General features: G+C 34.5%; 22 protein-coding genes. 9 read left to right on the forward strand and 13 right to left on the reverse strand.

What is annotated here, in order from left to right; genetic code table 11:
• Positions 1-13: 13 nt before the first annotated feature.
• The 8 genes from AB4Y90_RS06905 to AB4Y90_RS06940 all read right to left on the reverse strand — a co-directional run bounded on the left by AB4Y90_RS06905 (position 14) and on the right by AB4Y90_RS06940 (position 12,221).
• Positions 14-1,381 (reverse strand): hypothetical protein, encoded by a 1,368-nt coding sequence (locus tag AB4Y90_RS06905; RefSeq protein WP_441556683.1) that lies wholly within the window; start codon positions 1,379-1,381, stop codon positions 14-16.
• Positions 1,351-5,223, reverse strand: coding sequence for a SpvB/TcaC N-terminal domain-containing protein (locus AB4Y90_RS06910; protein WP_441556684.1), 3,873 nt, complete (start codon positions 5,221-5,223; stop codon positions 1,351-1,353). Before AB4Y90_RS06910 ends, AB4Y90_RS06905 begins: the two co-directional genes overlap by 31 nt.
• A 60-nt stretch (positions 5,224-5,283) precedes the next feature.
• Positions 5,284-7,251 carry a T9SS type A sorting domain-containing protein gene (locus tag AB4Y90_RS06915; protein ID WP_441556685.1) on the reverse strand — a complete coding sequence of 656 codons (1,968 nt, stop codon included), beginning with the start codon at positions 7,249-7,251 and terminating at the stop codon, positions 5,284-5,286.
• 11 nt (positions 7,252-7,262) lie between these two features.
• Positions 7,263-9,038, reverse strand: a complete 1,776-nt coding sequence (locus AB4Y90_RS06920; RefSeq protein ID WP_441556704.1) for a S8/S53 family peptidase — start codon at positions 9,036-9,038, stop codon at positions 7,263-7,265.
• Positions 8,963-9,295, reverse strand: coding sequence for a hypothetical protein (locus tag AB4Y90_RS06925; RefSeq protein ID WP_441556686.1), 333 nt, complete (start codon positions 9,293-9,295; stop codon positions 8,963-8,965). The genes AB4Y90_RS06920 and AB4Y90_RS06925 overlap by 76 nt, the downstream gene beginning before the upstream one ends.
• 46 nt (positions 9,296-9,341) lie before the next feature.
• Entirely contained in the window at positions 9,342-10,256 is a 915-nt protein-coding gene (locus tag AB4Y90_RS06930; protein WP_441556687.1) for a hypothetical protein, read from the reverse strand.
• A 333-nt stretch (positions 10,257-10,589) separates the two neighbouring features.
• Positions 10,590-11,654, reverse strand: coding sequence for a thiamine-phosphate kinase (gene thiL, locus AB4Y90_RS06935; RefSeq protein WP_441556688.1), 1,065 nt, complete (start codon positions 11,652-11,654; stop codon positions 10,590-10,592).
• 72 nt (positions 11,655-11,726) lie between these two features.
• A complete protein-coding gene (locus AB4Y90_RS06940; protein ID WP_441556689.1) occupies positions 11,727-12,221 on the reverse strand; it encodes an acyl-CoA thioesterase in 495 nt (164 codons plus the stop codon).
• A 285-nt stretch (positions 12,222-12,506) separates the two neighbouring features.
• Here AB4Y90_RS06940 and AB4Y90_RS06945 point away from each other — a divergent pair, with 285 nt between their 5' ends.
• The 5 genes from AB4Y90_RS06945 to AB4Y90_RS06965 are packed head-to-tail and all read left to right on the forward strand — an operon-like array spanning position 12,507 to position 16,118.
• Positions 12,507-13,709, forward strand: coding sequence for an NAD(P)/FAD-dependent oxidoreductase (locus AB4Y90_RS06945; RefSeq protein WP_441556690.1), 1,203 nt, complete (start codon positions 12,507-12,509; stop codon positions 13,707-13,709).
• A gap of 11 nt (positions 13,710-13,720) precedes the next feature.
• Positions 13,721-14,119: a hypothetical protein gene (locus AB4Y90_RS06950; protein WP_441556691.1), complete on the forward strand. Its 399-nt coding sequence runs from the start codon at positions 13,721-13,723 to the stop codon at positions 14,117-14,119.
• Positions 14,120-14,122: 3 nt separating this feature from the next.
• The gene (locus AB4Y90_RS06955) at positions 14,123-14,761 is read left to right on the forward strand and encodes a DUF2306 domain-containing protein (RefSeq protein ID WP_441556692.1); all 639 of its coding nucleotides are present in this window, start codon (positions 14,123-14,125) and stop codon (positions 14,759-14,761) included.
• 6 nt (positions 14,762-14,767) lie between these two features.
• Positions 14,768-15,685 (forward strand): YARHG domain-containing protein, encoded by a 918-nt coding sequence (locus AB4Y90_RS06960; protein ID WP_441556693.1) that lies wholly within the window; start codon positions 14,768-14,770, stop codon positions 15,683-15,685.
• Positions 15,686-15,695: 10 nt separating this feature from the next.
• Positions 15,696-16,118: an energy transducer TonB gene (locus AB4Y90_RS06965; RefSeq protein ID WP_441556694.1), complete on the forward strand. Its 423-nt coding sequence runs from the start codon at positions 15,696-15,698 to the stop codon at positions 16,116-16,118.
• On the opposite strand, the gene AB4Y90_RS06970 is transcribed toward AB4Y90_RS06965, so the two are convergent.
• From AB4Y90_RS06970 to AB4Y90_RS06980, 3 genes are all read right to left on the reverse strand, one after another.
• Complete coding sequence (locus AB4Y90_RS06970) at positions 16,105-16,500, reverse strand: DUF2809 domain-containing protein (protein ID WP_441556695.1); 396 nt, start codon at positions 16,498-16,500, stop codon at positions 16,105-16,107. The two genes, AB4Y90_RS06965 and AB4Y90_RS06970, sit on opposite strands and share 14 nt — an antisense overlap.
• A gap of 82 nt (positions 16,501-16,582) precedes the next feature.
• Positions 16,583-17,236 (reverse strand): thioredoxin family protein, encoded by a 654-nt coding sequence (locus AB4Y90_RS06975; protein WP_441556696.1) that lies wholly within the window; start codon positions 17,234-17,236, stop codon positions 16,583-16,585.
• A 3-nt stretch (positions 17,237-17,239) separates the two neighbouring features.
• Entirely contained in the window at positions 17,240-17,737 is a 498-nt protein-coding gene (locus AB4Y90_RS06980) for a TlpA family protein disulfide reductase (protein WP_441556697.1), read from the reverse strand.
• A 109-nt stretch (positions 17,738-17,846) separates the two neighbouring features.
• On the opposite strand from AB4Y90_RS06980, the gene AB4Y90_RS06985 reads away from it, so the two are divergent.
• The 3 genes from AB4Y90_RS06985 to AB4Y90_RS06995 all read left to right on the forward strand — a co-directional run bounded on the left by AB4Y90_RS06985 (position 17,847) and on the right by AB4Y90_RS06995 (position 19,347).
• Positions 17,847-18,266 carry an energy transducer TonB gene (locus tag AB4Y90_RS06985; protein WP_441556698.1) on the forward strand — a complete coding sequence of 140 codons (420 nt, stop codon included), beginning with the start codon at positions 17,847-17,849 and terminating at the stop codon, positions 18,264-18,266.
• Positions 18,267-18,348: 82 nt separating this feature from the next.
• The gene (locus tag AB4Y90_RS06990) at positions 18,349-18,810 is read left to right on the forward strand and encodes an energy transducer TonB (protein WP_441556699.1); all 462 of its coding nucleotides are present in this window, start codon (positions 18,349-18,351) and stop codon (positions 18,808-18,810) included.
• An 81-nt stretch (positions 18,811-18,891) separates the two neighbouring features.
• On the forward strand, positions 18,892-19,347 hold the full coding sequence (locus AB4Y90_RS06995) for a hypothetical protein (protein WP_441556700.1): 456 nt from the start codon (positions 18,892-18,894) through the stop codon (positions 19,345-19,347).
• Here the strand turns inward: AB4Y90_RS06995 and mutS are convergent, their stop codons facing one another.
• Together mutS and AB4Y90_RS07005 are read right to left on the reverse strand one after the other, a co-directional pair.
• Positions 19,348-21,936: a DNA mismatch repair protein MutS gene (mutS, locus tag AB4Y90_RS07000; protein ID WP_441556701.1), complete on the reverse strand. Its 2,589-nt coding sequence runs from the start codon at positions 21,934-21,936 to the stop codon at positions 19,348-19,350.
• Positions 21,937-22,188: 252 nt separating this feature from the next.
• Positions 22,189-23,079 carry a cupin-like domain-containing protein gene (locus tag AB4Y90_RS07005; protein WP_441556702.1) on the reverse strand — a complete coding sequence of 297 codons (891 nt, stop codon included), beginning with the start codon at positions 23,077-23,079 and terminating at the stop codon, positions 22,189-22,191.
• 262 nt (positions 23,080-23,341) lie between these two features.
• Here AB4Y90_RS07005 and AB4Y90_RS07010 point away from each other — a divergent pair.
• A partial coding sequence (locus AB4Y90_RS07010) for a hypothetical protein (protein ID WP_441556703.1) occupies positions 23,342-24,073 on the forward strand: 732 nt, incomplete at its 3' end.

Consider the following 24,073-nt stretch of genomic DNA (forward strand, 5'->3'; position numbering starts at 1 on the left):
TTTATTTCCTAAATTAAAATGTATTAGGAAATTGAGTATTTCTGCTCAAAGAATACGAAGCCGAGCCATGAGTAAAATTAGTTCCTGCTCCTAATCCGAGGGCATCATCTGTTCTACTGATAGAATAACTTCCAATATTAGCATTTTTAGATGATAGAAAACCATTCGGGTTGGTAAACTGTATATTCGAATCTACAATATGATCGGGAAAGCCATCTCCATTAAAATCTGCGACAGCTGTTACTGCTTTATTTTCTGCAAAAATTGTTTTAGAAAAGTTTCCATCCCCTGAAAGTCCAGAAAAACTGGCTGACACACCTCCTTTTACACTTACGCTATTAAGCTTACTTTTTTGAATAAGCGATGGCAGCTGATAACTTCCTGATACAAAAGTTGGAGTCTGGCTGCTAAATGTAGCGTCAATATCATCTTCTCCCAATCGCGAAACACTAATAATATCTTTAGTAATATAATTTTGTTCATCCAAGCCTAACCAAGATTTTGGCTTCCCGGTGTCTTTGTTTCCGCTTATATGGTTCATCAATACAAAATATTGATTACTCATTGCAGAAGGACTTGGGCTGTATGGTGATGGAAGCCCTGTACCTGGGTCTATTGTAGGATTATTGATTGTACTACTGCCATCATAACTGCTGCCTGAACTATTAATAAACAATTTGGTTTCGTCTATTTTCATTTCTGTTGCGCTTGCGTTATTAGCCAAATCTGTAGCAGAGTTGATAACGTGAGATCGGGTAATAGATGTATTTTGTATATTGTTTCCATTCACAATAAAGCTTCCCCAACCTCTGTACAAATCTCCTAAACGAGCATCATACTGAATTCCTAATTGAGCTAAGGTTTTAGTGATATCATTAAATAATAATTTTTTATGCTTATTAACCACAGTTGCGGTTGCAGTTGTAGATTCTGTTCCGCCAGTATTAATGGTAAGAACAGTACTTGGAGGCGCTGCAATGGTTCCTGTATAAGTAATTTCATATTTATATACCCCTCTTGGAAGACTTGGATATGTAGTTGTTATTGCAGTGTTGCTAATCGTAAGCGTTGTTACCAAAGTATTGGTTATAGAATTGTATATCTTCACTGAAGCGCTTAACGTTCCTGCAGGAGTGGATGCAAATTTAAAAGTCAATGATCCGGTAGCCTGTCCTACTGCTATATAACCTTTTTTATCAACAGTTGTATAGGTAGTAGTATAAGTAACTGTTGTAGGATCATTAATAAAGTTTTTTGTTGTTTTAATTAAAGTCCCGTTCAGATTATTAACCGCATTTATAAACCCTAACGTTTTAGAATCTATCGATCCTTCAAGGTAAATTTTCTTTCCTATATCTGCATTTGTAATAAGATAAGGCATAGAATAGGTTTAATACTCATATTTCCTGTAAAATTGGCAGTTGGCAACGTAGGAATTTTAGTAATAACCAAATTGTTAACGTCAGCTGCCATTACAGTATATTGTGTATAAGTATTTGTGCGATCATTGTACATTCCAAATTCTATAGGAACAGTATCAGAAGTACCGTTTGCATAATTAATGGTAGCGTTCAGATCCAGAGCAGCCCAATCAATTTGTGAGTCTGTTTCTATCTTCACTGTTAAATTATCACTTGTATTTAAAATAGTCGGAAAACTAATATTAACAGGTGCATTATCATTCCAGTCTAATTTTGAAGTGTTAACAATTACATTATTTTTATATATATTAATAAAGATCTGATCAGAGGTTACCGGCTTTAATCCATTAACATAAATTGTCGCTGAGATATTTGTTGTTTGTCCATTAACCGAAGGAATATAATACAGTGATTTATCTGATACTACAAAATCTTTTTGTGAATCGTAAATGTTAATATCCCTTCCGTCGCTATCTAGTTGAGATGCCGCTCCGGTATACTCAATACTGGGATTCCAGTTTATTTGATCATAGCGCCCGTCATATTTGGAAGATACTCTAAAATATATTTTATCTCCCTGATTTACGGATACATCAAGACTATTTGTATATACTGTATTATCATCTTTATTAATGCTTTTTATAGATGCTGCAATAGGGTTTTCATTATTTTTTTGCACAGAAACAGCAACCCCGTCTACACCGGTCACATCTTCATTTGCCGGATATGCTTGTGGCGGTTGTTGATACTGGTTTGTTATCTTAATGTTTCCTGCTTTAGGAGCTACCCATACTCTTACCACATCATGCAATGGGTTTTGCTCAAGCATATTCTTTTTCTCGGAAGCATTAAAGCTAGGAGTTGCCACACTAATATTTTGAGATAAAATCTTAATAGGTGCAGGAGAAAGCATACTATTCGGATCAAAATTAGGGACAAAATCATTAGGACTCGTAGAGGCATTCGGATTGGAACTAAATAATACTTTCCCGTTATTTGAAACGTCAACCAGTCCATCAGAGTTAAAATCCTCAAAATAAATTTTGCTGTCTGTAGTGGTATTTGAATAATCAAACCCCAGTCCAGTGCTTATACCCGTACCAACAGCATAGTTTCCATCTAATCCTACATTCCAGCTTCTTGATTTTGAATATCCTACTCCTGGAATGTTTAATTTTTGGTTATTATTGAGTTCGAAATGACCGTTCTTATTTTTGGCATAATAGTATTCGTTTCCTATTTTGTAGATAATATCTGATAAATTATCTCCGTCAACATCCACGAGACTTACTTGGGTTTGGCTTTCTGAGCTTCCAAAACCTCCTGCTGCGCCTATGCTGAATCGCCCCATTTCAGTAATAACACCAACTATAAAAATAGGGAGTAAAGATGGCATAATCACAATAGGGGTTGGTCTTGTATTGGCAGTACTGTACTTCCAGAATCCTAGTCTGAATGAGCTACTCTTGCTTGTAGATGAGCTTGAATTTAATGCCGAATATTTTCCTCCAAAAATTTCATTAACTCCAGGCATAATCGTTGCCGTAAATGTATCCGAAAAATATTCCGCACCATTTCCTGTCACAGGATTATCGACCTTCCATACTTGTGGCTCTCCAAATAATGAAGATGGTGTCTCAAAGTACTCTATCTTATTGGTATAAAACTCAGCACCACTTGCATCTTTTTCAGTAATGCTTTCTAACAGAGATTTAGAAAAACCTCCTTTTTTATACTTAAATTCATAACTTCTTACTGGAGCATTGTCATAAAGCACTTGGATATTCCCTAATCTTTTTGAAGTTACCTGCACAAAACCTAGTCTTGCATTTACCTGTACATCTTCTCTTTGCTCGGTATCATATGCAAAATTTACTGTGTACTTTTTTAAAGAAGGATTAGCAACACTAGTAAGTGCATATTCTATCTTATTGATATACATCTCCTGCCCTTTATTCCCAATTGCCTGAGTATCATTGGTTGTGTAATCAAACTTATGATAAGTGTATAATACATAATTTCCATGAGTGTCTACTGTTTTGTATAAAGCCCAATATCCTATATTGTCATTGGCATTAGCATCATTCGTATTTTTTACTCTAAGAACAGTATTCTCATTTACTCCATTTTCATCACCTCCGAAATAAGATTTTGTTCCGTCTTTTGAAGTGACTATCCAAACATAATCTTTAGGATTGGTTCCTTTTCTTAATATTTTATTGTAAGCACCTTCAATTCTTGGATAAAACAGGGTGTCTGATTGTCTTGCTTTTTCGAAGCCTTCAGTTCTATTAGGCATTACAAAAACCCCGGGACTAGTTTCAAATGTCAGCTGCTCTCCTCCTAATGTATAAATTTCTGTTTCAACTCCAGAATTATAGGTAGGAACTCCCCATCTCGTATCAATAGTAACAGCAGGAATAGAAAGATCCCATCCCATTCCCATCCAGCCATTTCCTCCTTCACTATTATAATTGACGGATAATGAAGGCTGCATCCCTGCTCTTCCCGCTGGAAGTTTAATTGGAAAACTTGTTGCAACACTTCCCATATTATTGGCTGAAGGCGGAGCAATACTTACTATACCTTCAGAAGGATTGGCTGCTTTTATGTCTTTTATCGAATTCGGAGCATAACTTCCTGTTTCAGGAGATTCGGGAACCTTTAAAATCCCGTTTACCATGTCGGTAAAATGAGTTGTTTTAGAAACTAAAATATTTTGTGGGCTATTCAAAGAATCTTTTTCTAAGGCAATCCATTTTTTTTCCGACTTATTAAAATAATAAGTCCTGATGTCTTGTTCGGTATATCCTGCCGGAATTTTGCTTCTATCATATCCTATCGAAACTTTAGCAGGAGCTGAAAAATGCTCTCCATGAGGAAGAAACCGATATCCTGAATTTTTTGACGTTACATTGACCATCTCCGGTGATAAGACAGGCATATCAATATCCCGTAAAGCTGTAATTGAAAAATTTTCCGAGCTTTTCAATGTCCCTTTAGGAATGGCAAGTTCTGCAGATTCAAGATTGATTTTTTCAGCATCACTGATGCTTGCTATGAATTTTGAAATAGTTGCTGCATTATGTTTTTCATTTAAAACCTCAAAATTGTGTTTCTTTTTAAAAACTCCTATTTGAAGATTTCTGATTTTATAGCTATATTTTGATTGATCAGGAATCGTAAATATAATTGTATTGATACCCTCTTTAATAGAGTTTACAGAAATAGGCTCCGATTGATGTATCCAGCCTTCGCTTTTCTGCAGATTATTTCCTCCAATTGCCAATTCATCATTAATTACTTTACTTACTTGTTTATAGCTGCTTGCACCATATAAGTCATATTCTAGCGTATATTGATATGCAGAATTTATTTTTTCATTAAGAGAAACATTAAAGATATTATCATAAACCTGATCTATTGGATGGTCTGCATCTGTTCCGATAATACCTTCCTTGATGTCTGAAAGGTAATATCTTTCATTACTATAAACTTTTGTGTTTATAGTTTTCATTCCTTGTGATATATGAGCTGTAGGAGAATTTATTTTATTAAAACGAACTCTCTTTTCACTTTTTGTATCGTGGAGCTCAGCTGTTTTTTTACTTTTTTCTGTTTTAGCATCTAAAATTTTTTCTCTTACAGAAGACGAAACCTCCATAACTGGTGTTACATTTTCACCTTTATTCAGAAATAACGAGTTTGCATGCGCATGTAATTGAGACCAGCAAGTAAAAAATATAATTGAATTAAGCAGCTTTGTGCTTTGTCTTAAAACGGTTAATAGTGGCTTTTTCATTATTTGCGTGTTTTTTACTATAGAAAAGCTCTGAAATATTCAGAAAATCTCAGTTTGTTATTAGTTTGTTACAATGAGTTTGAAAACTTTAGTTTCCGATGTTGTCTTTACTACAATCAGATATACTCCTTCGGTTGGCAGCGTGTCTTTTATTTCATAATAATCTTTACCATTATCCTGAATGCTTTTTATAAGTCTTCCTGAAGCATCATGTATTTTAATATCTACATTTTCTTTTTTATCTGAAATAATTCTGATGGTAAAATGCTGTCCTTTTGGTACCGGATTAGGATAAATAACTATTTCGTTTTCTCTTTTTCTTGTTACTTTTACGGTGTCTTTCTTGATACAGTTGTCTGAAGTTTTCACAATAACAGTATATTCTCCCGGCTCATAGACATTTATAGCAGCCGAGCTACTTGTAAATCCGTTATCCGAAGTCCAGGAATAGGTTGCACCCGGATCAGTAATCTGTGATGAAGCGTCGAAATGCGCCGGATTACCTGCTGAAATTACGACATCAGGACCAAGGTCTAAACTGATAGAATTGAAATCATTTACTGTAAAATTATATGCCGTTACATTATTATCCGCATCAGTGATGCTCAAATGGTAGTTTCCTATTATTAGATTTGGAAAAGATATCTGTGATGTTTGTACTGTTATATTCTGTGATGTTCCATTTCCTGTAAGAGCTACATTGAACGGCGCTTTTCCTCCTTTTATGTTTAAATTAAGCGTTCCTTTTAAAACAGTACATGTAGGCTGAACAAGATCGTATATTGAAAGAATTTTGTCTCCTAATGCAAAAGAAAAAACATCTGTTCCGGAAAGATCCTGATCAAAAACCACATCTTTAAAATATACATTTTGATTCCCATCAACATGATCCATCATATAAGCTTCTATATTTGAAGAGCTGAAATCTCCGTGCCCTGTTTTATCAACCAGCAGCCATAGTTTTTTATCTGATGGAATCTGTGTAATGATGTCTTTAAGAGAAAAAACAACCTCAGTAGGAATCGTTTGGGATGTTTCTGCTGTATATCTTAGTTTCCATTTTCTTTTTAAAAGTTTATATCCGAAGGTCGAATTATCTAATTCCAAAGGCTGATTATTATCTCCCCAAATCAAAAAACTCTGGTCAGGAAACTGCGCTTCATTCGAACGGTTATCTACAGCCAGCTTTTTTGCGGCAATAATAAGTCTTTTTTCTTCGGATGTATTAGTTGCCTGCTTTTGATATAAATCTGAGTACCCGTCTCTTGCTATACCCGTAACCCTTGCTGGATAATCTGTAAAGTCTTCCTGCTTCCAGATCTTTTTACTTTTAGAACTCAAATATTCTGTATAAGGCATTGTAATGGCATATTTTACAGCCATATATGTGTTCACACGGTTTTTCTCATTTTGTGTAAGTATTTTTTTATATACAAAAAACTCCGGAAGTTTACCCTTAAAATTTTCCCACTGATGGCTTCCTGCATCTTTTCCAACATACATAGATGAAAGCCCTGTATTTCCGATTATTTTGGTTATTTTACTCGAAGGATTTCCAAATTTAGAGTACAAACTAAATGAAGCCAATGTATCGATTAAAGCTGTATTGATATAATTGATCTGATCATTATTATATCTGAAAACATTTTTCGTCCCATAAAACAGCTCTTTTTCATCAGTATTATCTGTTGTGAATAAAGCTGTTTCAAGATTAGCATTTTTATTTTGGTATGCTGTATAGAAGTTAATCTTGTCTGCTGTTTCAATCACATAAGGAAACTTCAGGTAATCGTCTGTTCCGTCAAATTCCAGACATTCATTATAATTCAATAATGAATAAGAAGGTTTATTGATACTTGTAATAGCCTGAATCTGATGTTTATTTCCACTATAATCCTGATATAATAAAGCCGGAGTCTGAAGTGAATTGGTTTTATACCAAACGCTTACTCCGTTTACTCCGCCCGGTGATTGTGATTTCAAAACTGAAATCAGCAAAACTCCCAATATGCTTAATATCTTTTTCATGTTGTTGATATTTATTTGATTATAAGTTTTTTTGTTTCCTTATACTCTGCTGTTTCTATTGAAACCATATATACTCCTTGTTGTAGGGATCTCGTATCGACTGTTTTTATAAACTCCCCTTTTGGAAACTTATCTGAGCTTTGGTCTGTGGAAATTAGTTTACCGGAAGCATCATATATTGAAATTTTTATTGGAGATTCGTTTTGTAATGTAAATCTTATATTTACTTCTTCTTTGGCAGGATTTGGAAATAAAGTAAAATGCCCAAGTGCAGATGCGTTAGAAACAGTTGTACCTTCTGACCCTACTCTTTCCTGAGCCTTATATTTAAATGCAGAAATCAAATCAAAACATGGTGTGATAAAAGCTCGGAAACCCACTCCTTGCTGGGCATGAAAGCCCGGAAGTAAAACAATATCTCTTGAAGCAATATATTCCACATTCTGTACAGGGGAAATTACTTTATTGCTTGCAACTATTTGTTTGGCCATAATTGTTTGGCTTGTCGTAATATCATTTGCAGGACTTACCAACGTTTTAAGATCTTCTTTATAACAAAAGTCTACATTCGAAATAACGATTGAAAAAGTCTGAGTTCCACCAGGTAATAAAGGTGTAGTGTTGGTTTTTGGAGAAACAATAATTTTATATGTTACTTTAGCAGGATTTGCAATATCAACCCTTTCGATCGTATCTACATTATTGGTAGAATTATTGGTTGCAGCACCCGTCAGATTGCTCATTCCTCCTAATTTCCATGGATAATAAGTTGTTTCAGTTCCGTTAGTATTTATTTTTACTATTTTTAAATCTAAATCATTGATTACATTAGGACTGTTAAGGTCTACAACATTATTAACCAAATTTCCCTGAGGATCCGTCCAGGAAATAGTTGCAGATAATGGCTGAGTCGTTTCGTAAGGAACTACATACAGAGTATATTTGTTTCCCTGATTTAATTTAATTTCTTTTATTAATGTTGTTTTTTTCTGGTTATTGGTGCTTCCTTCAATATTATTATAAATTGCGCTGGAAGCTCTTTTTGCATCTGCTAATCCCCATCCATAAATATAATCGGGCCCTATCGTTCCCTTATCATTTGCTGTATGTGCAAGTAATGCTCTTACTGTAGAGGAAAGCATGTAGCTCTGCGAAGGACTCACAGATTTGTAATATTGCTGCAATAAAGTTATAATTCCTGAAACCACAGCTGCAGCAGATGAAGTCCCCTTATAAGTACCATAAGCTGCATCGTAAGTTTCTATTGATGAATATATGTTTTCTCCGGGAGCGCAGATATCCGGTTTTATTCTTCCGTCATCAGTTGGCCCATAACTGCTAAATGTTGAAATATCAAAAGCTTCATCAGAATTCATATTAACATTTTTCTTGGCTGAGGCTACAACCAAGACGTTTTTTGCAATACCTGCTCCTTCAAGCAAGTCGTATCCGTTTTTAGCAGAAACCTGAGGAACTATCGTTGGATCTATTTCTCTGGAATTTCCCGCTGCTTTTACGATTTGTAAATAGGGCTTTAAATACATTAAATTATCCCAAGATTGCGCAGTAATATTATATTTTCCGAATTGATAGGTTTGAAGATACAGAGGGTCAAAACCATAGCTGTTGTTCGCAACTAATATTCCATTAGTACCATTATTGTAAGCTGCTGCAAGCATTTCTGAAACATCATTAGCCCAATCATAAGCGTTTATTTTTGCTCCGTGGGCAATGCCTCTTGCTGCAATATCTCCATTATTTCCTGTAAGTGTTGTGTCGTATAATATAAAGGTCGCCCCTCTTCATCAGATCCTATAAGCTGTTTTTCATTTCCTTTTTCAGAAATAAATTCTTCATACCCTAAGCCTTTAAGTCTTTGAACTTCTTGCTTTTGACGTTCATCATACTGGCTGATCTTGCTTTTAAAAGCTGATATTTCTCTTTCTTGCTGTTGATTTTGTAATGAATCTTTAATTTGCCCCTGTGAAAGAAGGAAGAAAAGAACAGAAGCTGTCAATAAAGATTTATGATAGATTTTCTGCATTCGGATAATTTTTTTTCGGTTGTGTTTATTTTTATAAATGCCAATTCTATTTTAAAAATGTTTGCATTGTATCTCTAATCTCTTGATTTTCTTTCTTCAATTGCTTTATATCTTTATTAAGATCAATAATATATAAAGTAAGTTCTTCTACTTTTTCAAGAAGTTTTGCATCCATTTCTCCCAGCTTCAAACCRTTTTTTTCCACATCTTCTGCAGGGGGAATATTAGGTAAATGTCCCTTATCTTTAATGTGTCTTTCAACTGATTCCAATGAATTAAGTTTGTAATCTCTTTTAAATACATAATCTGGCCAATTTTGTAAATCAACTTTTACTTCTTTTGCATGAATGATTCCATCTACATCCAATTTATTTAAAGGATTACTTACACCAATTCCTACATTTCCATTATCTATAGCAGCAAAATTTGATGTTTTTGCATTAATATCGAAGTTACCATAATAAGTTCCTTTTTGTAAATTGTATAATGGATCTGTAATAGGAACAGTAGCTAAACTCTGACCTGCGGCATCTTGATATGAACCTGTATTTGATATTAACTCTGCATTTCCATAATAATATAGAGTTCCTCCCCTTAAATAGACTATAATGTTATTGGTAGCCTGAGCGCAAACTATTCTTCCAACAAAAGATATTCTTCTAGAATCAGGTAAAGTTTGAAATCCATAAGTAAAATTATCAACACGCAGCCCGTTGCCATTTGATCCCCAACCATTGCCAATACCTGTAACGGCTAAAATTCCATGTGCAAGCCATCCTCTGGTTTCATGAATATTTGGTCTCGAAATGTAAAATGTCGTGTTACCCCCATCAGCTTTGGTAGACCTGAATACCACAGGTACATATTGATCCTGAGTACCTACTGTAGTAAAACTTGAAAAATTTTGTGCAAAAGACTGCTGAAATAAAAATAGAAGTAAGAAATAAATAATTTTTTTCATAAATGTATTTTTAATGAGTAATTAGTAAGCAGAAGTAATATCTTAACAATAGAATTTTAAACTATTATTAAAATAAATCGCAAACGTTAAATGAATATAGGAAGTTATATAGAGAATCTATATAATTGATTGTGTAATTTTTTTCATCCTTTTTGGTTTTTTTATGTGTTTTTTATTGCTATAAATGTACATTAATTTTTAATTCAAAAAATATTTTTTTGAATTTTAATTAAAAAAAAATCACAACTGATTGATATTCAATTATAAAAATTTCAATTGACAAAAAAACCACTACAAAAATGCAGTGGCTTCACAATATTTAAAAATTAAATTTTAACCATTTTGCTGGCTTCCCAAGAAAGCATCCCAACCTTGAGCCGTTAAAGCAACCAATTGATTAGAGCCTCTTGCAACCATAAAGTTACCTTCTTCTTTTTCAACAGCATGACCGATAATCGTAAAATCGGGGTGATTTTTTATTTTATCAAAATCATTCGGAGAAATCGTGAATAACAATTCATAATCTTCACCTCCACTTAAAGCCGTCATGACAGGATTTAGGTTAAAATCATCCGCCGTTGCAATCGTCTGATTATCCATCGGAACTTTCTCCTCATATAATCTGAAACCAACATTCGATTGGTCTGAAAGATGCAGGATTTCCGAAGCCAGACCGTCAGAAATATCAATCATAGAAGTCGGTTTGATGTCTAATTGTTCTAAAATTCCTTTGACATCGGTTCTTGCTTCAGGTTTTAACTGTCTTTCCAAGATATAATTGAAGCCTTCCATTTCAGGCTGCATATTCGGGTTGGCTAAGAAAACCGCATGCTCTCTTTCCAAAATCTGAAGCCCCATATAAGCTCCGCCCAAATCTCCGGTTACTACCAATAAGTCGTTTGGTTTTGCACCGCTTCTTTTGACAATGTTTTCATCATTTTCAATTCCTATTGCGGTAATGCTCATTACTAAACCGGCATTGGAACTTGTTGTATCTCCGCCAATTAAGTCAACTTTATATCTTCCGCAAGCCGCCTGAATTCCCGCATATAATTCTTCCAAAGCTTCTACCGGAAAACGGTTTGAAACGGCAAGAGAAACCAAAATTTGGGTAGGAGTTGCATTCATTGCTGCAATATCGCTGAGATTTACAACAACCGCTTTATAGCCTAAATGCTTCAACGGAACATATCCTAAGTTGAAATGAACACCTTCCGCCAAAACATCCGTTGTCAAAACAACTTTTTTATTTCCGGGATTAATGACTGCGGCATCATCTCCTACTCCAAGCTCGGAAGACTCGTTCGACAAAGGAAAAAATTCCGTTAAGTGTTTAATTAAACCAAACTCTCCAAGTTTCGAGATCGGTGTTAATTCTTGTTCTTTATCTTCAAACATACGTTAAATTATAAATGATGTTTGATAATCGATAAATGATGACTAAATCAATCATCATTTATCAATTATCATTTATTTATTAAAAATTGCCGGATCAATATTTTCCGGACGGAAGGGCAGCTTTTTGAAATCTTCTCTCGTCATCAATACCGTTTCAGCAGTTTTATATTTATTCATCGCTTCCACAACATCATCCGGCGGAGAAGTCATTTTTCTTAGCATCGTATCAATCCAAACTCCGGTTGCTTCTGAAGTTGCGCAGTGCGAACCGTCAGGAAGATAGAATTTATGTACAAAACGGTAGATTGCCGCATCTTCTGCACAACCGTCAATTTCTAAACTCACAATCACTTTCTGATCTGCAAAAATCTCTTTAAAAAACGAAAATCTTTCATGCATAATGACCGGACCAATTCCCCAACGGCTCATTTGGGTAACTCCCATCTTTTCCTTTTTCATAAAAGCCATCCTGGTTTGCGCACAATATTGCACATAAGATGAGTTGGCCAAGTGTTTATTTGCGTCTAAGTCGCTCCAGCGAACTTCGAATGTATGGTAAAAAGTCATTTATTAAAAGTTTAATTTGAACTTAATTTTACCACAAAAGATAAATTGTAATCCTAAAGCTTAAAATACGATTACATATAGTTCACAACAGATGAAAATCTTAGATTTTCAAAAAACTAATGTGTTCTTCAATTAAACTTAAAATAACTAATGTGTTAAAAAGCTTTTGCGACTTTTGTGGTTAGAAAAAATTCAAAAATTATAATCCCCAAAATTACTCAAATAAGATGGTTTATAAAAATTGTAGTTTTGCAAAAATAATCTTCAGCATAAGATTAAATAATTATGAAGCAAATTATCATTATCGGAGGCGGGGCAGCGGGATTTTTCTGTGCAGCAAATCTTGACGAAAAGAAATATAAAGTCACCATTCTTGAGCAGAATTCTGATGTACTTCAGAAGGTAAAAATTTCAGGAGGCGGAAGATGTAATGTAAGCCATGCCTGTTTTGATCCGAGAGAACTGGTTCAGTTTTATCCTCGCGGAAACAAGGAGTTATTAAGTGTTTTTACAAAATTCCAGCCGGGAGATACGATGGAATGGTTTGAGAACCGAGACATTTCGTTGAAGATAGAAAACGATAATAGAATCTTTCCTGTAAGCAATTCTTCACAGACCATCATCAATACTTTTCTGAATGAGATTCAGAAGAAAAATGTTGAAGTAAAAACGAAATGTTCTGTAAAAGAAATTGAAAAACTAAATGAAAAATATTTGGTTAAAACAAGTTTGGGAGATTTTGAAGCCGATTTTGTGGTTTACACAACGGGAAGTTCGCCAAAATCGTTAAAAATGATTGAAAATTTAGGTCATAAAATCATTAATTTGGTTCCTTCACTTTTCACTTTTAATATTAAAGATGATTTACTGAAAGACTTAGCCGGAACAAGTTTTGAAATGGCAGAAACATCGATTCCAAAACTAAAAACTGAAGAAAGCGGACCGTTATTGATTACGCATTGGGGACTTTCGGGGCCTGCAATTTTAAAAATTTCGGCTTGGGAAGCGATTAATCTTGCAAAAGTAAAATACAATTTCGAAATTGAGGTTAATTTTATTTCAAAAGATATAGACGATGCGGAAGAACTGTTCCAAAATTTCAAGCAGTCAAATCCTAAAAAATCGATCGGTCAATCTAAGATTTTTGAAGTAACGAATCGTTTTTGGCAGAGAATTCTGGAAGTTTCAAAAGTAGATCTCAATAAACAGATTGCCAATATTTCAGGAAAAGAAATGCAGACTATTCTTGAAAATTTATGCAAAAAGAAGTTTCAGGTAACCGGAAAATCTACTTTTAAAGATGAGTTTGTAACTGCAGGCGGCGTAGATTTAAAAGAAATTAATTTTAAAAATATGTCTTCGAAAATTTTGCCTAACTTTTACGTTGCCGGAGAAGTATTAAATATCGATGCGGTAACCGGCGGATTTAATTTTCAGGCTTGCTGGAGTGAGGCGTGGCTGATTGCACAGGATTTGAATAATCAATAACCTAATTTATCATGAAAAAATTATTAGCTTTTTTTGTAATTATTATTAATGTCAAAGCATTTTCACAAGAAAGTGTTTCATCTAATAAAAAAGACGAGAAAGTTAACCTTATTTATGACAGTCCTTATCCAGAAGGAGCATATGGTTTCAGACACAAATTTTATGAAATTCTTGATCGGGATAAAGTCAATGAAAAAGGAATAATAAAGTCCGAAGCTACATTTATCGTCACTTCAGAAGGAAAAATTACCAACATAAAAGCAACTGGAACAAGCATTTCTATGAATAACGAAATGGAGCGAGCAATTACCGAAATGAACAAATTCAAATGGTTTCCGAAAAAGTTAAATGGTAAACCAATTGATTCTAAATACAGATTGCCTGTTACAATAACTTTTGCAGAAGATTAATAAATGTCTGCGGTTAAAAGAAATATCTTCAGTTTTCTAAAAATCCTTCTCATTATAGGATTTGGGTATTTCTTTTGGCTAATGCTGAAAATAACCTTAGAATATATTCCTTTAGATCCGAATGTGAGTTTTTTAATGATAAAACAGACAGAAGTGAACGAAAGACCGGAATATCTCTGGTTTTTCTACACTCACGTTTATACAAGCATTTTTGTTTTATTAACCGGATTTTTAGCGATTATCAGAAAAGATTTCCGGTTGAAGAATTTCCATAAAAACGCTGGGAAAATTTATATTTTTTTGATTCTAATTTTTGCTGCACCTTCAGGAATTTACATGGGGATTTTTGCCAACGGAGGTTTTCTTTCGAAGATGTCTTTTGTCATTTTAGGCTGTTTGTGGTGGTTTACCACGTGTAAAGCCTATCAATTAGCACGGCAAAAAAAGTTTAGTGAACACAAAAAATGGATGTGGCGAAGTTTTGCGCTCACAATTTCTGCCATCACATTGAGAATGTGGAAAGTAATTATTGTATATTTATTCCACCCAAATCCGATGGATGTTTATCAGATTATTGCATGGCTCGGTTGGATTCCAAATTTGATTTTAATAGAATATTTAATCGCAAAAAAGCACATTTAATTTAATATGAAAATTTTAAAATTTACCTTAATCACTCTCTTTACGATCAGTTTAATAAGCTGTAAAAAAGAAACAACCACTACAGAACAGCCTAAAGACAGTCTAACCGCAAAAAAAGATTCTGTAGCAATCCCTGAAACCCATCAGGAATATTATGGAATTTATATGGGTGATTTTGCAGGAAAAGAAATGATTGTTCCCGAAATTGGTGAAGAATACGAAGGCAATGTTTATAAAAAAATTGCTTTGAAAATCAACAGGATTACCAAAGACAGCGTTTACGGACAAAGCATTGTGAACGGAAACCAAAGACCTTTCCGCGGCGTTTTCAACGAATCGACAAAATCTTTCGTGCTGGATGAACCGGGAAATGATAAAACCGATGGAAGATTTGAAGTTAAGCTAACCAATGACAGCCTTACAGGAAACTGGACTGCTTTTAATAAATCTGCGGTAAAAGCTCCTTTAAAAAATTTAAAGCTGATCAAAAAAGAGTTCGTTTACAATTCGAATTTTATGCTGGATGAAAATTCTGATCTGGTTGACTGGGAAAACCCGAAAGATTTTAAAGAAAAATATACCGACGAAGAAACAGGAAAAACAGAAATTTACACCACTTCAAAAAACAGGTTTGCTTCTGATGCCGTCTTCAAAATCAATGCCTCAAAACAGAAACTGACAGAGAAAGACCTGAAAAATCTAAGAAAACTGGATATGGAAATTATTAAAAACTCTGTTTTTGCAAGACACGGTTATGCTTTTAAAAAACAAACCTACAGAAACTTTTTTGAGCAAACCGATTGGTACATCCCGGTTTCAAACAATGTCGACAGCGAGCTTTCTCCCATGGAAAAAGAAAATGTGGCTTTGCYGAACCACTTTATAAAATACGCTGAAGATAAATACGACCAGTTTGGAAGATAAAACCATAGTTATGAAAAAATATTTTGCGCTTTTACTGATCTTATTTTGTATCATTTCTATTGATGCTCAAAAAGATTCAATGCGTACTTCTGAAGTAAAAGCAGGATCAGAGTACAGGAAAAAAACATCCGCTGACAAAATTGCTGAATTTCCGGGTGGTCATTCTGCATTTATGAAACAGATTATCAATAATTTCGACACTTCTAAATTAGCCAGGCAAAACCTTTCGAAAGCAAGAGCTATTGCTGTTTTTGATGTTGATACCGACGGAAGTATAATTAATCTGAAAATAGAATCTTACGACAACGAACTGGTGAAACAAGAGTTTCTGAAAGCGCTCGGTAAAATAAAAACCAAGTGGATTCCTGCCGAACAAAACGGCGTGAAAGTTAAAAATAAAATGCGTCAACCTCTTCAGTTTAATCTGGATTAAGCTTTTTAATTCTTTCCTGAATTTTTACAAAAATATATAAAATTGCGCATCCAACAGCGTAGCACAAAATATCGATCCATGAAAAAGAATTTCCGATAACAATATACATCAGGCTTCCGGGTTGGAAGCCTAATATTTCTGCAATATTGAAAAACTGGGCAAATTCTATTAAACATGAAAAGACAAAAATCCCGACAATGAGTCTGGTTTTATCGACAATAAAAAAGCTTTTCACAAATGTATAAAGCAGCATCACGACAATTACATCTCCAAGATAAGCTCTGATAAAGAAATTATCTTTTAAAACAGTGGCAATTAAGACCTCAACAAGAAAAATAAAAAGGGTTAAAAGTAAATATTTGAGGTTAAATTTAAATTTCATCATGATTGTTTTTTGCTAAATTTTATAAAAAAAGCAGACTTAAAGCCTGCTCTAATATCTCAATTTAATTTTAAAAATAAAGTTATTTTTTCACTTTTATCGTGCATCCAATCGCAACGGTTTTGGTCATTTTTACCGGCTCTTTATTCAGCAAAGCATTTAAAGCATCTTCTGCATAACGTTCTGAAACATCATTTGGATCTTCATAATTATTGTCGATGGCTCCAATATATTTTACGATATTTTTCGCCCCTTCTTTTTGAAGAATAAAAACATGTGGCGTTTTTGTTGCCCCATATTGAGGATAAACTTTCTGCCCCTCATCTACCAAATAAGGAAACGTAAAACCTTTTTCTTTGGCTCTCGTAATCATTTGCTGGAAACCATCTTCAGGCTGCACATTCGGATCATTTGGGTTAATCGCAATCACAGGATAACCTGCATCTTTATATTTTTTATCTAATGCGATGATTCTGTCTTCATATTTTTTCGCATACGGACAATGATTGCAGGTAAAAATAACGATAAAGCCTTTTGCTTTTTTAAAATCGCTCAGCGAAACCATTTTCCCGTCAATATTTTTAAGCTTAAAATCGGCGGCAGTATCGCCAACTTCATACCCTTTTGAAGAGGCTGTTTTTGATTTTGGCTCTTCGTGTTTATCATTTTTTGCCGTAAAGCTCAGCAGACTCAAACCAACTATTGCGGCAGTCATCAAGATTTTAATATTTTTCATGATTTATAGATTTTTTGTAATTATGTTTTCCAGTTCGGCTTTTGTCATTTCGCCGTCGTTGAAGTGTACTTTTTCTGAGTTTTTATAAATAATGGTTACAGGAATGTTTCCGTCCCAGTTTTTTTCAAATCGGGGAATCCAGGTATTCATTCTTTTAATATCATCAAGAATAATAACTTCTGCGCCGAGTTTTTTGTTTTTGATAAACTGAATAACACGGTCTTTATCTTTCGGGCGGTCTAAAGACACCAGAAGCATTTTAAATTTCGGGTTGTTTTTGTATTTATTATTAACTTCCATAAAATCAGGAAGCTCTTTCACACACGGAGCACACGTCGTAGACCAGAAATTCAGAACCAGCAAGACATCTTTTTCTTTCTGAATTTTCTTTTCTAATACTTCATATTTAATCAACGGAACATCATTTACAATAATCTGCTCCTGCGAAAAACAAAAAGACATACTGAAAATCAGTGTCGTAAAACTCAAAATTTTCTTCATATTCAAAATTAACGAATGAATTAATATGCCGGTAAAGCAGAGCTGTTAAACTTTGTTAATTAATTAAATGCAATCTAAATTGAAACCTTATTTTTGCGAAAATCTTTTAATGAGAAAACTTATCGTACTTTCAGCCATCATATTCAGCTGCTTTGCACAAGCCCAGGAAGTTGCAGGAACAACCGAGCTGCAGGAATTAGATCTGAAAAAAGAAAAATCTGAGATTTTCAGTGACGTTGAAAAACCTGCAGAATTTCCCGGAGGCATCAATGTTTTCAGGCAAAAGTTTGCTAAAAATTTCAAAGAAAAGAACGTTATCAGTAAAGGAAGAGAAAAATGCGAGCTTACTTTTGTCATTGAAAGAGATGGCAGTCTTACAGACATTAAAGCTTCCGGAACTAATGAAAGTTTCAATAAAGAAGCCATAAGAGCAGTTTCTAAAATTAAAGGCAAATGGTCTCCCGCCACAATTAACGGGCAAAAAGTAAGATACCGTTTCAGAGTACCTCTCAACATAAACTTTGAATAATTGGTATTAAGTTTGATGCAAAAGTTTGTTTAACTATACGTCTGATAATGATTCAGAAAACAATTTCATTAAAATTAATTGAATGAAAAAAACGATTTTTTTGCTTGGTCTTTTTTTTACTTCCCTTGCATTTGCTCAGGAAACGGCTACGAAAAACACTGTTCAGAATACTATTTCAGATGTTTCGGCGTTGCCTGATTACAATATTATTAAAACCAAATTAGACTTAAAGCAGGTCGTTACAAAAGCAGATTCTCTTCCCGAATTTCCAGGTGGAATGAATGCTTTTAAAAGAAAATATTTCGAAAACATTGAAACTTTAGACCTTAAACAAAACGAAAAAATAGATACCCGACTTTATTTTATTGTTGAAAAAAACGGCTACGTAAGAAACGTTACCGCTGTTGCCAAAAACAAAAAACATGCAGAAGCAGCAGAACAGGGAGTAAGACGGATTTTTGCCCGCTGGAAACCCGCAAAAATCAATGGTGAAGCAGTTCGTTACTTATTTTATTTTCCTTTGACGAGTAAAAAGTATAATTAAAAATAATTTTATTTGTTTAAAAAACTTCGATCGATGTCAGAAAATTGACGTCGATTTTTTTATTTTTGAGGAAATTTAATCATGAAAAACTTTATTTTAATAACTGCAATATTAAGTAGTGGAATAACTTTTGGGCAATATACAAACTCTCCCGTTCCTCCTCCCACTACAAACAGATATCCTTCATCTATAAACGTTCCCAGCGCCGTAGATGTACTTGCAATTTACGAAGATCCTGATCAGATTGCACAATTTCCGGAAGGGATAGAAGCATACAGAAACAAAATTAAAAAGTTAGCTAACCTAGACAAAGTGAAAACTACAAATAATGAAAGCAGCCTCAAAAGTGCCATTTCTTTTGTAGTAGAAAGAGACGGAACGATTACTGATGTACAGGTTGTGGGCAACGATGAGAGCTTTGCTTCAGAAATAAAAAAGGTTGCTCTAAACATTAAAGACCGATGGGAACCTGCAAAGCTGAAAGGAGAAACAGTAAGAAGTAAATTTAGAGTTCTTCTCTCAATGTATAAGGAATGATTATTTCCCAATCATCTTTTTAATCGCATTCAGCTTCATTAAAGCTTCGATCGGCGTTAAAGTATTAATGTCAATTTTCGTTAGTTCTTCCCTGATATTTTCTAAAACGGGATCGTCTAACTGAAAGAAAGAAAGCTGCATATTTTCGTCTGTTACTCTTTTAATGCTTTCAGAAGATCCACCTTGAGAACGGCTTGCTTCAAGGGTTTTCAGAATTTCGTTAGCTCTGTTGACGACTTTTGAAGGCATTCCCGCCAGTTTTGCCACATGAATACCAAAACTATGTTCACTTCCACCCGGAATTAGTTTTCTCAAGAAAATAATGTTTCCTTTATTTTCCTGAATAGAAACGTGGAAATTTTTCACACGCTCAAAATTCACAGTCATTTCGTTTAATTCATGATAATGCGTTGCGAACAAAGTCTTTGCCTGCGTCGGATGTTGATGAAGATATTCTGCAATTGCCCAAGCAATAGAAACTCCGTCRTAAGTAGAAGTTCCACGCCCGATTTCGTCTAATAAAATCAAGCTTCTTTCAGAAATATTATTCAGAATATTCGCAGCTTCATTCATTTCCACCATAAAAGTAGATTCGCCCGCCGAAATATTATCGCTGGCTCCAACTCTGGTAAAAATTTTATCTAAAACACCAATCTCCGCATGTTTTGCAGGGACAAAACTTCCGATTTGCGCCATTAAACAAACAATCGCAGTCTGGCGAAGAATCGCCGATTTACCCGCCATGTTGGGTCCGGTAACCATAATGATCTGCTGAGAATCTTTATCTAAAAAAATGTCATTCGGAATATATTTTTCGCCTAAAGGAAGCGCATTTTCTATGATCGGATGCCTTGCTTCTTTCAAATCGATTCCAAAACCTTCGTTCAAAACGGGCTTTGTATAGCTTTCAGAAACAGCCAGTTCAGAAAAACCGACTGCAACATCAAGCTGCGCAATGATATTTGAGTTTTCCTGAATTCTGTCAATATAAATCATCGTGTCTGAACAGACTTTTCGATACAGTTGATTTTCGAGAACACTGATTTTTTCTTCAGCACCCAAAATCTGGCTTTCGTATTCTTTCAGTTCTTCAGTGATGTATCTTTCGGCATTTACAAGCGTTTGCTTTCTGATCCAGTCGCTCGGAACTTTATCTTTATGCGTGTTTCTTACTTCAATAAAATATCCGAAAACATTATTAAAATCGATTTTCAGGCTGGTAATTCCGGTACGTTCTACTTCGCGTTGACACATTTCGTCAAGAAAACCACGTCCTTTATTTTGCAGACCTCGCAAATGATCAAGTTCTTCAGAAATATTTTCTTTAATCACGTTTCCTTTCGCAAGATTCACCGGAAGTTCTTCATTCAAATGATTCTCAAGTAATTCAATTAATTCATCCAAAGAATTCAGCGGTTCAAGCCAAGCCAAAATATCTGCATGAGGATGTAGCAACCCCTTAATTTTCTGAATATTAATCAAACTTTGACGCAGATAACCTAATTCTTTAGGTGAAATTTTTTCTGCCGCCAGTTTTCCCATCAATCGGTCTAAATCTAAAATTGAGCGCAATAATTGAGAAATTTCATATTTCAGTTGATCATTTTCGTTTAAAAAATCAATTAAAGAAAGTCTTCTACCTATTTCTGCAACAGATTTTAAGGGAAGAATAATTCTTCTTCTCAACAATCTTCCACCCATTGGTGTGGAAGTCTTGTCAATAATATCCAATAAAGATTTTCCTTTAGGATTACTTGGAAAAACGATTTCTAAATTTCTCAGCGTAAAATGATCCATCATCAGATAATCTTCCTGCGGAATAATCTGAATTTTGGTAATGTGCGCCAATAATTTGTGATGTGTATCCTCAACCAGATAAGCAAAAATAGCTCCTGCCGCCGTAATTGCCAACGGTAAATTTTCAACTCCGAAGCCTTTTAATGAATTGGTTTTAAACTGATTCGTCAGCTTTTCATAAGCAAAATTGTATTGATATGCCCAATCTTCAAGCTTGAAAACATTTTTATTTTTAAGCTGATCCGGAATTTGTACACTTCTTTGATAAATAATTTCACTGGGATCAAAAGTATTGATGATGTGTAAAATCTTATCTAAATTTCCTTCGCTCACCAAAAATTCGCCGGTAGAAACATCCACCAAAGCAATTCCGTATTTTTCTTTTTCTTTGTGAAGCGAAAGCAGGAAATTATTCTTTTTTGAACTTAAAACCTGGTCATTGAAAGTCACTCCGGGAGTCACCAGTTCGGTAACCCCACGTTTTACAATTCCTTTGACGGTTTTCGGGTCTTCCAACTGATCGCAAATTGCAACACGAAGTCCGGCTCTCACCAATTTTGGCAGATAAGAATCTACCGAATGATGCGGAAAACCGGCCAGTTCGATATGACCTTCTCCGTTCGCTCTTTTGGTAAGAACAATCCCCAAAATCTGGGAAGTTCGCACAGCATCCTGCCCAAAAGTTTCGTAGAAATCTCCCACTCTGAAAAGTAAAAGTGCATCAGGATATTTCGCCTTGATGGTGTTGTACTGAGTCATTAACGGGGTCTCTTTCTTCGTCGCCTTTGCCATTGAAATCGTTCTTAAAATTGGGTTGGTAAAAATAGGAAATAAAAAAGAAGGAGGGAAATGTTGATTTTAAATCTCCCACAGATTCCGCAGATTTTCACGGATGATTGAGGAAAAATTGCCACGAATGCACAAATTTTTTTATTATCATTTTCCTTAAATGATGTTTAAAATAATTTTAATGGTAAAAATTCGTGAATTCGTGGCAAAAACAATCTGTGAAATCCGTGCAATCTGTGGGAATAACAATGAAAGTCACTTCTGATTTTTTGTCGACTTCCTCTCAAACTTTTCCAAAGCCTCCGTCGCCTTTTCATACGCCCATTTTTGCTTGAAATCTACCCAACTCGCTTTAAACAATTTCCGCATCAATTTATCAGTATATCTCATGATGAAAACATGATAAAGCATATTGGCAAAAACTTTAGGCTTATTGGGTAAAGCTCGAAGTGACATTGAAAAACCCGGTTCCAAATATCGGTTGAAATGCCAAAAAGCTCCGGGAATAAAAAGCGCATCGCCATGTTCCATAAAAATCTCAATGCCTTTTGCATATTTCAGGGCAGGGAATTTTTCATAATCTGGATTTTCGTAATCAATTTCGTAAACGGTGTGAACCGACAACGGAACTTTATATAAGAATTTCGACTGTTTCTGGTTAAACAAAAGAATTCTTTTCTTTCCTTCAAAATGAAAGTGCATAAAATCTCCCAAATCTACATCATAATGCATTAAAACATGCGCCTCACTTCCTCCAAAAAATAAAGTGGGAAGTCTTTTAAAAAATTTAATTCCCAAATCAGGATAAGTAAAGTTTTTCAATAATTCGGGAAGACGGTCTGTAATAATGTAAAAGAAAATACGAAGATCGGAAGGTTTAGATTTAATCGTATCGATATAATCTTTCATTTTCATCTTTGTAACCGGCGCATCAGAGCTTTTTTTTGCATCTGCAGGCTTGTTGTCATACAACGGGACTTCCTGTTCGCCGGCTTTTTCTTTAATGAAATCAAAATTCCATTTATCGAAAGCTTCCCAACGGCTTGCATAATTTTTTATGAGCAGCGGTTTCTGCTTTTTAAAATAATTTTGCTGAAAATCTTCTTTCGTTATATCGTTTACAACATCTACGTTTTCAAGAATCATGAGTCTGTAATTTAATGCGAAATAAAAATAGTGTTTTTTTGAAATTTATAAAAATTTTGATGTTAATTCCCACAGATTACCCAGATTTGCACAGATCTTAAGCATAAACTTAATTTTAATACATTTTGCTAAAGTATTTTGGACAACAATGGTGTTTGTTGTTAAAAAATATGCATCCCTTAAATCAATCCATTAAGTTAAATAAAATTTCTGCGAAAAAAAACAAACCGAATATTTTATCTTTGCAGAACACACACAATCCATGAGAGTTTACAATACTAAACATTTCCTGAAAATATTGGTCAGCTTACACAAAAGCGACACCCTGAAAATCTTGTTCCCGACAATGATTTTGATGGCAATTTACTCTTACGGGATCCAATACCTGGAAATTGAATACCTGCATTTAACGTCAAAATCTAAAGTCAGCAATGTGGGAATGATTCATTCTTTATTGGGTTTTGTCTTGTCTTTGCTTTTGGTTTTCAGAACCAATACTGCTTACGACAGATGGTGGGAAGGCAGAAAACTTTGGGGAAAACTGGTAAATGACACAAGAAATTTTGCTGTAAAAATCAATGCTATTTTATCCGACGACAGAAATTCTGCGGATCAGATTGCACGATATTTAAAATATTTTCCGCATTTTTTGGCTAAACATCTTTCCCAGGAATCTACGAGATGGGCTCTGGATGAAGATTATTCTGAAATCGAAAAATCTTTAAGGCATCACGGTCCTTCCGATCTGGTGATTCTTTTGACTCACAAATTGCATCAATTAAAAAAGGAAGGTAAAATCTCGGATGTAGAAATGCTGTATTTAGACACTCAAATTTCAGGTTTTCTAGATGTTTGCGGAGGTTGCGAAAGAATTAAAAACACACCGATCCCCTATTCATATTCTTCATTTATAAAGAAGTTTATCATTTTATATGTTCTGGCTTTGCCGATCGCCTATGTGATCAATCTTGGATTGTTTATGATTCCATTACGG

It is taken from the genome of Chryseobacterium sp. 2TAF14 (assembly GCF_052115105.1).
In the GTDB taxonomy this organism is placed as follows: domain Bacteria; phylum Bacteroidota; class Bacteroidia; order Flavobacteriales; family Weeksellaceae; genus Chryseobacterium.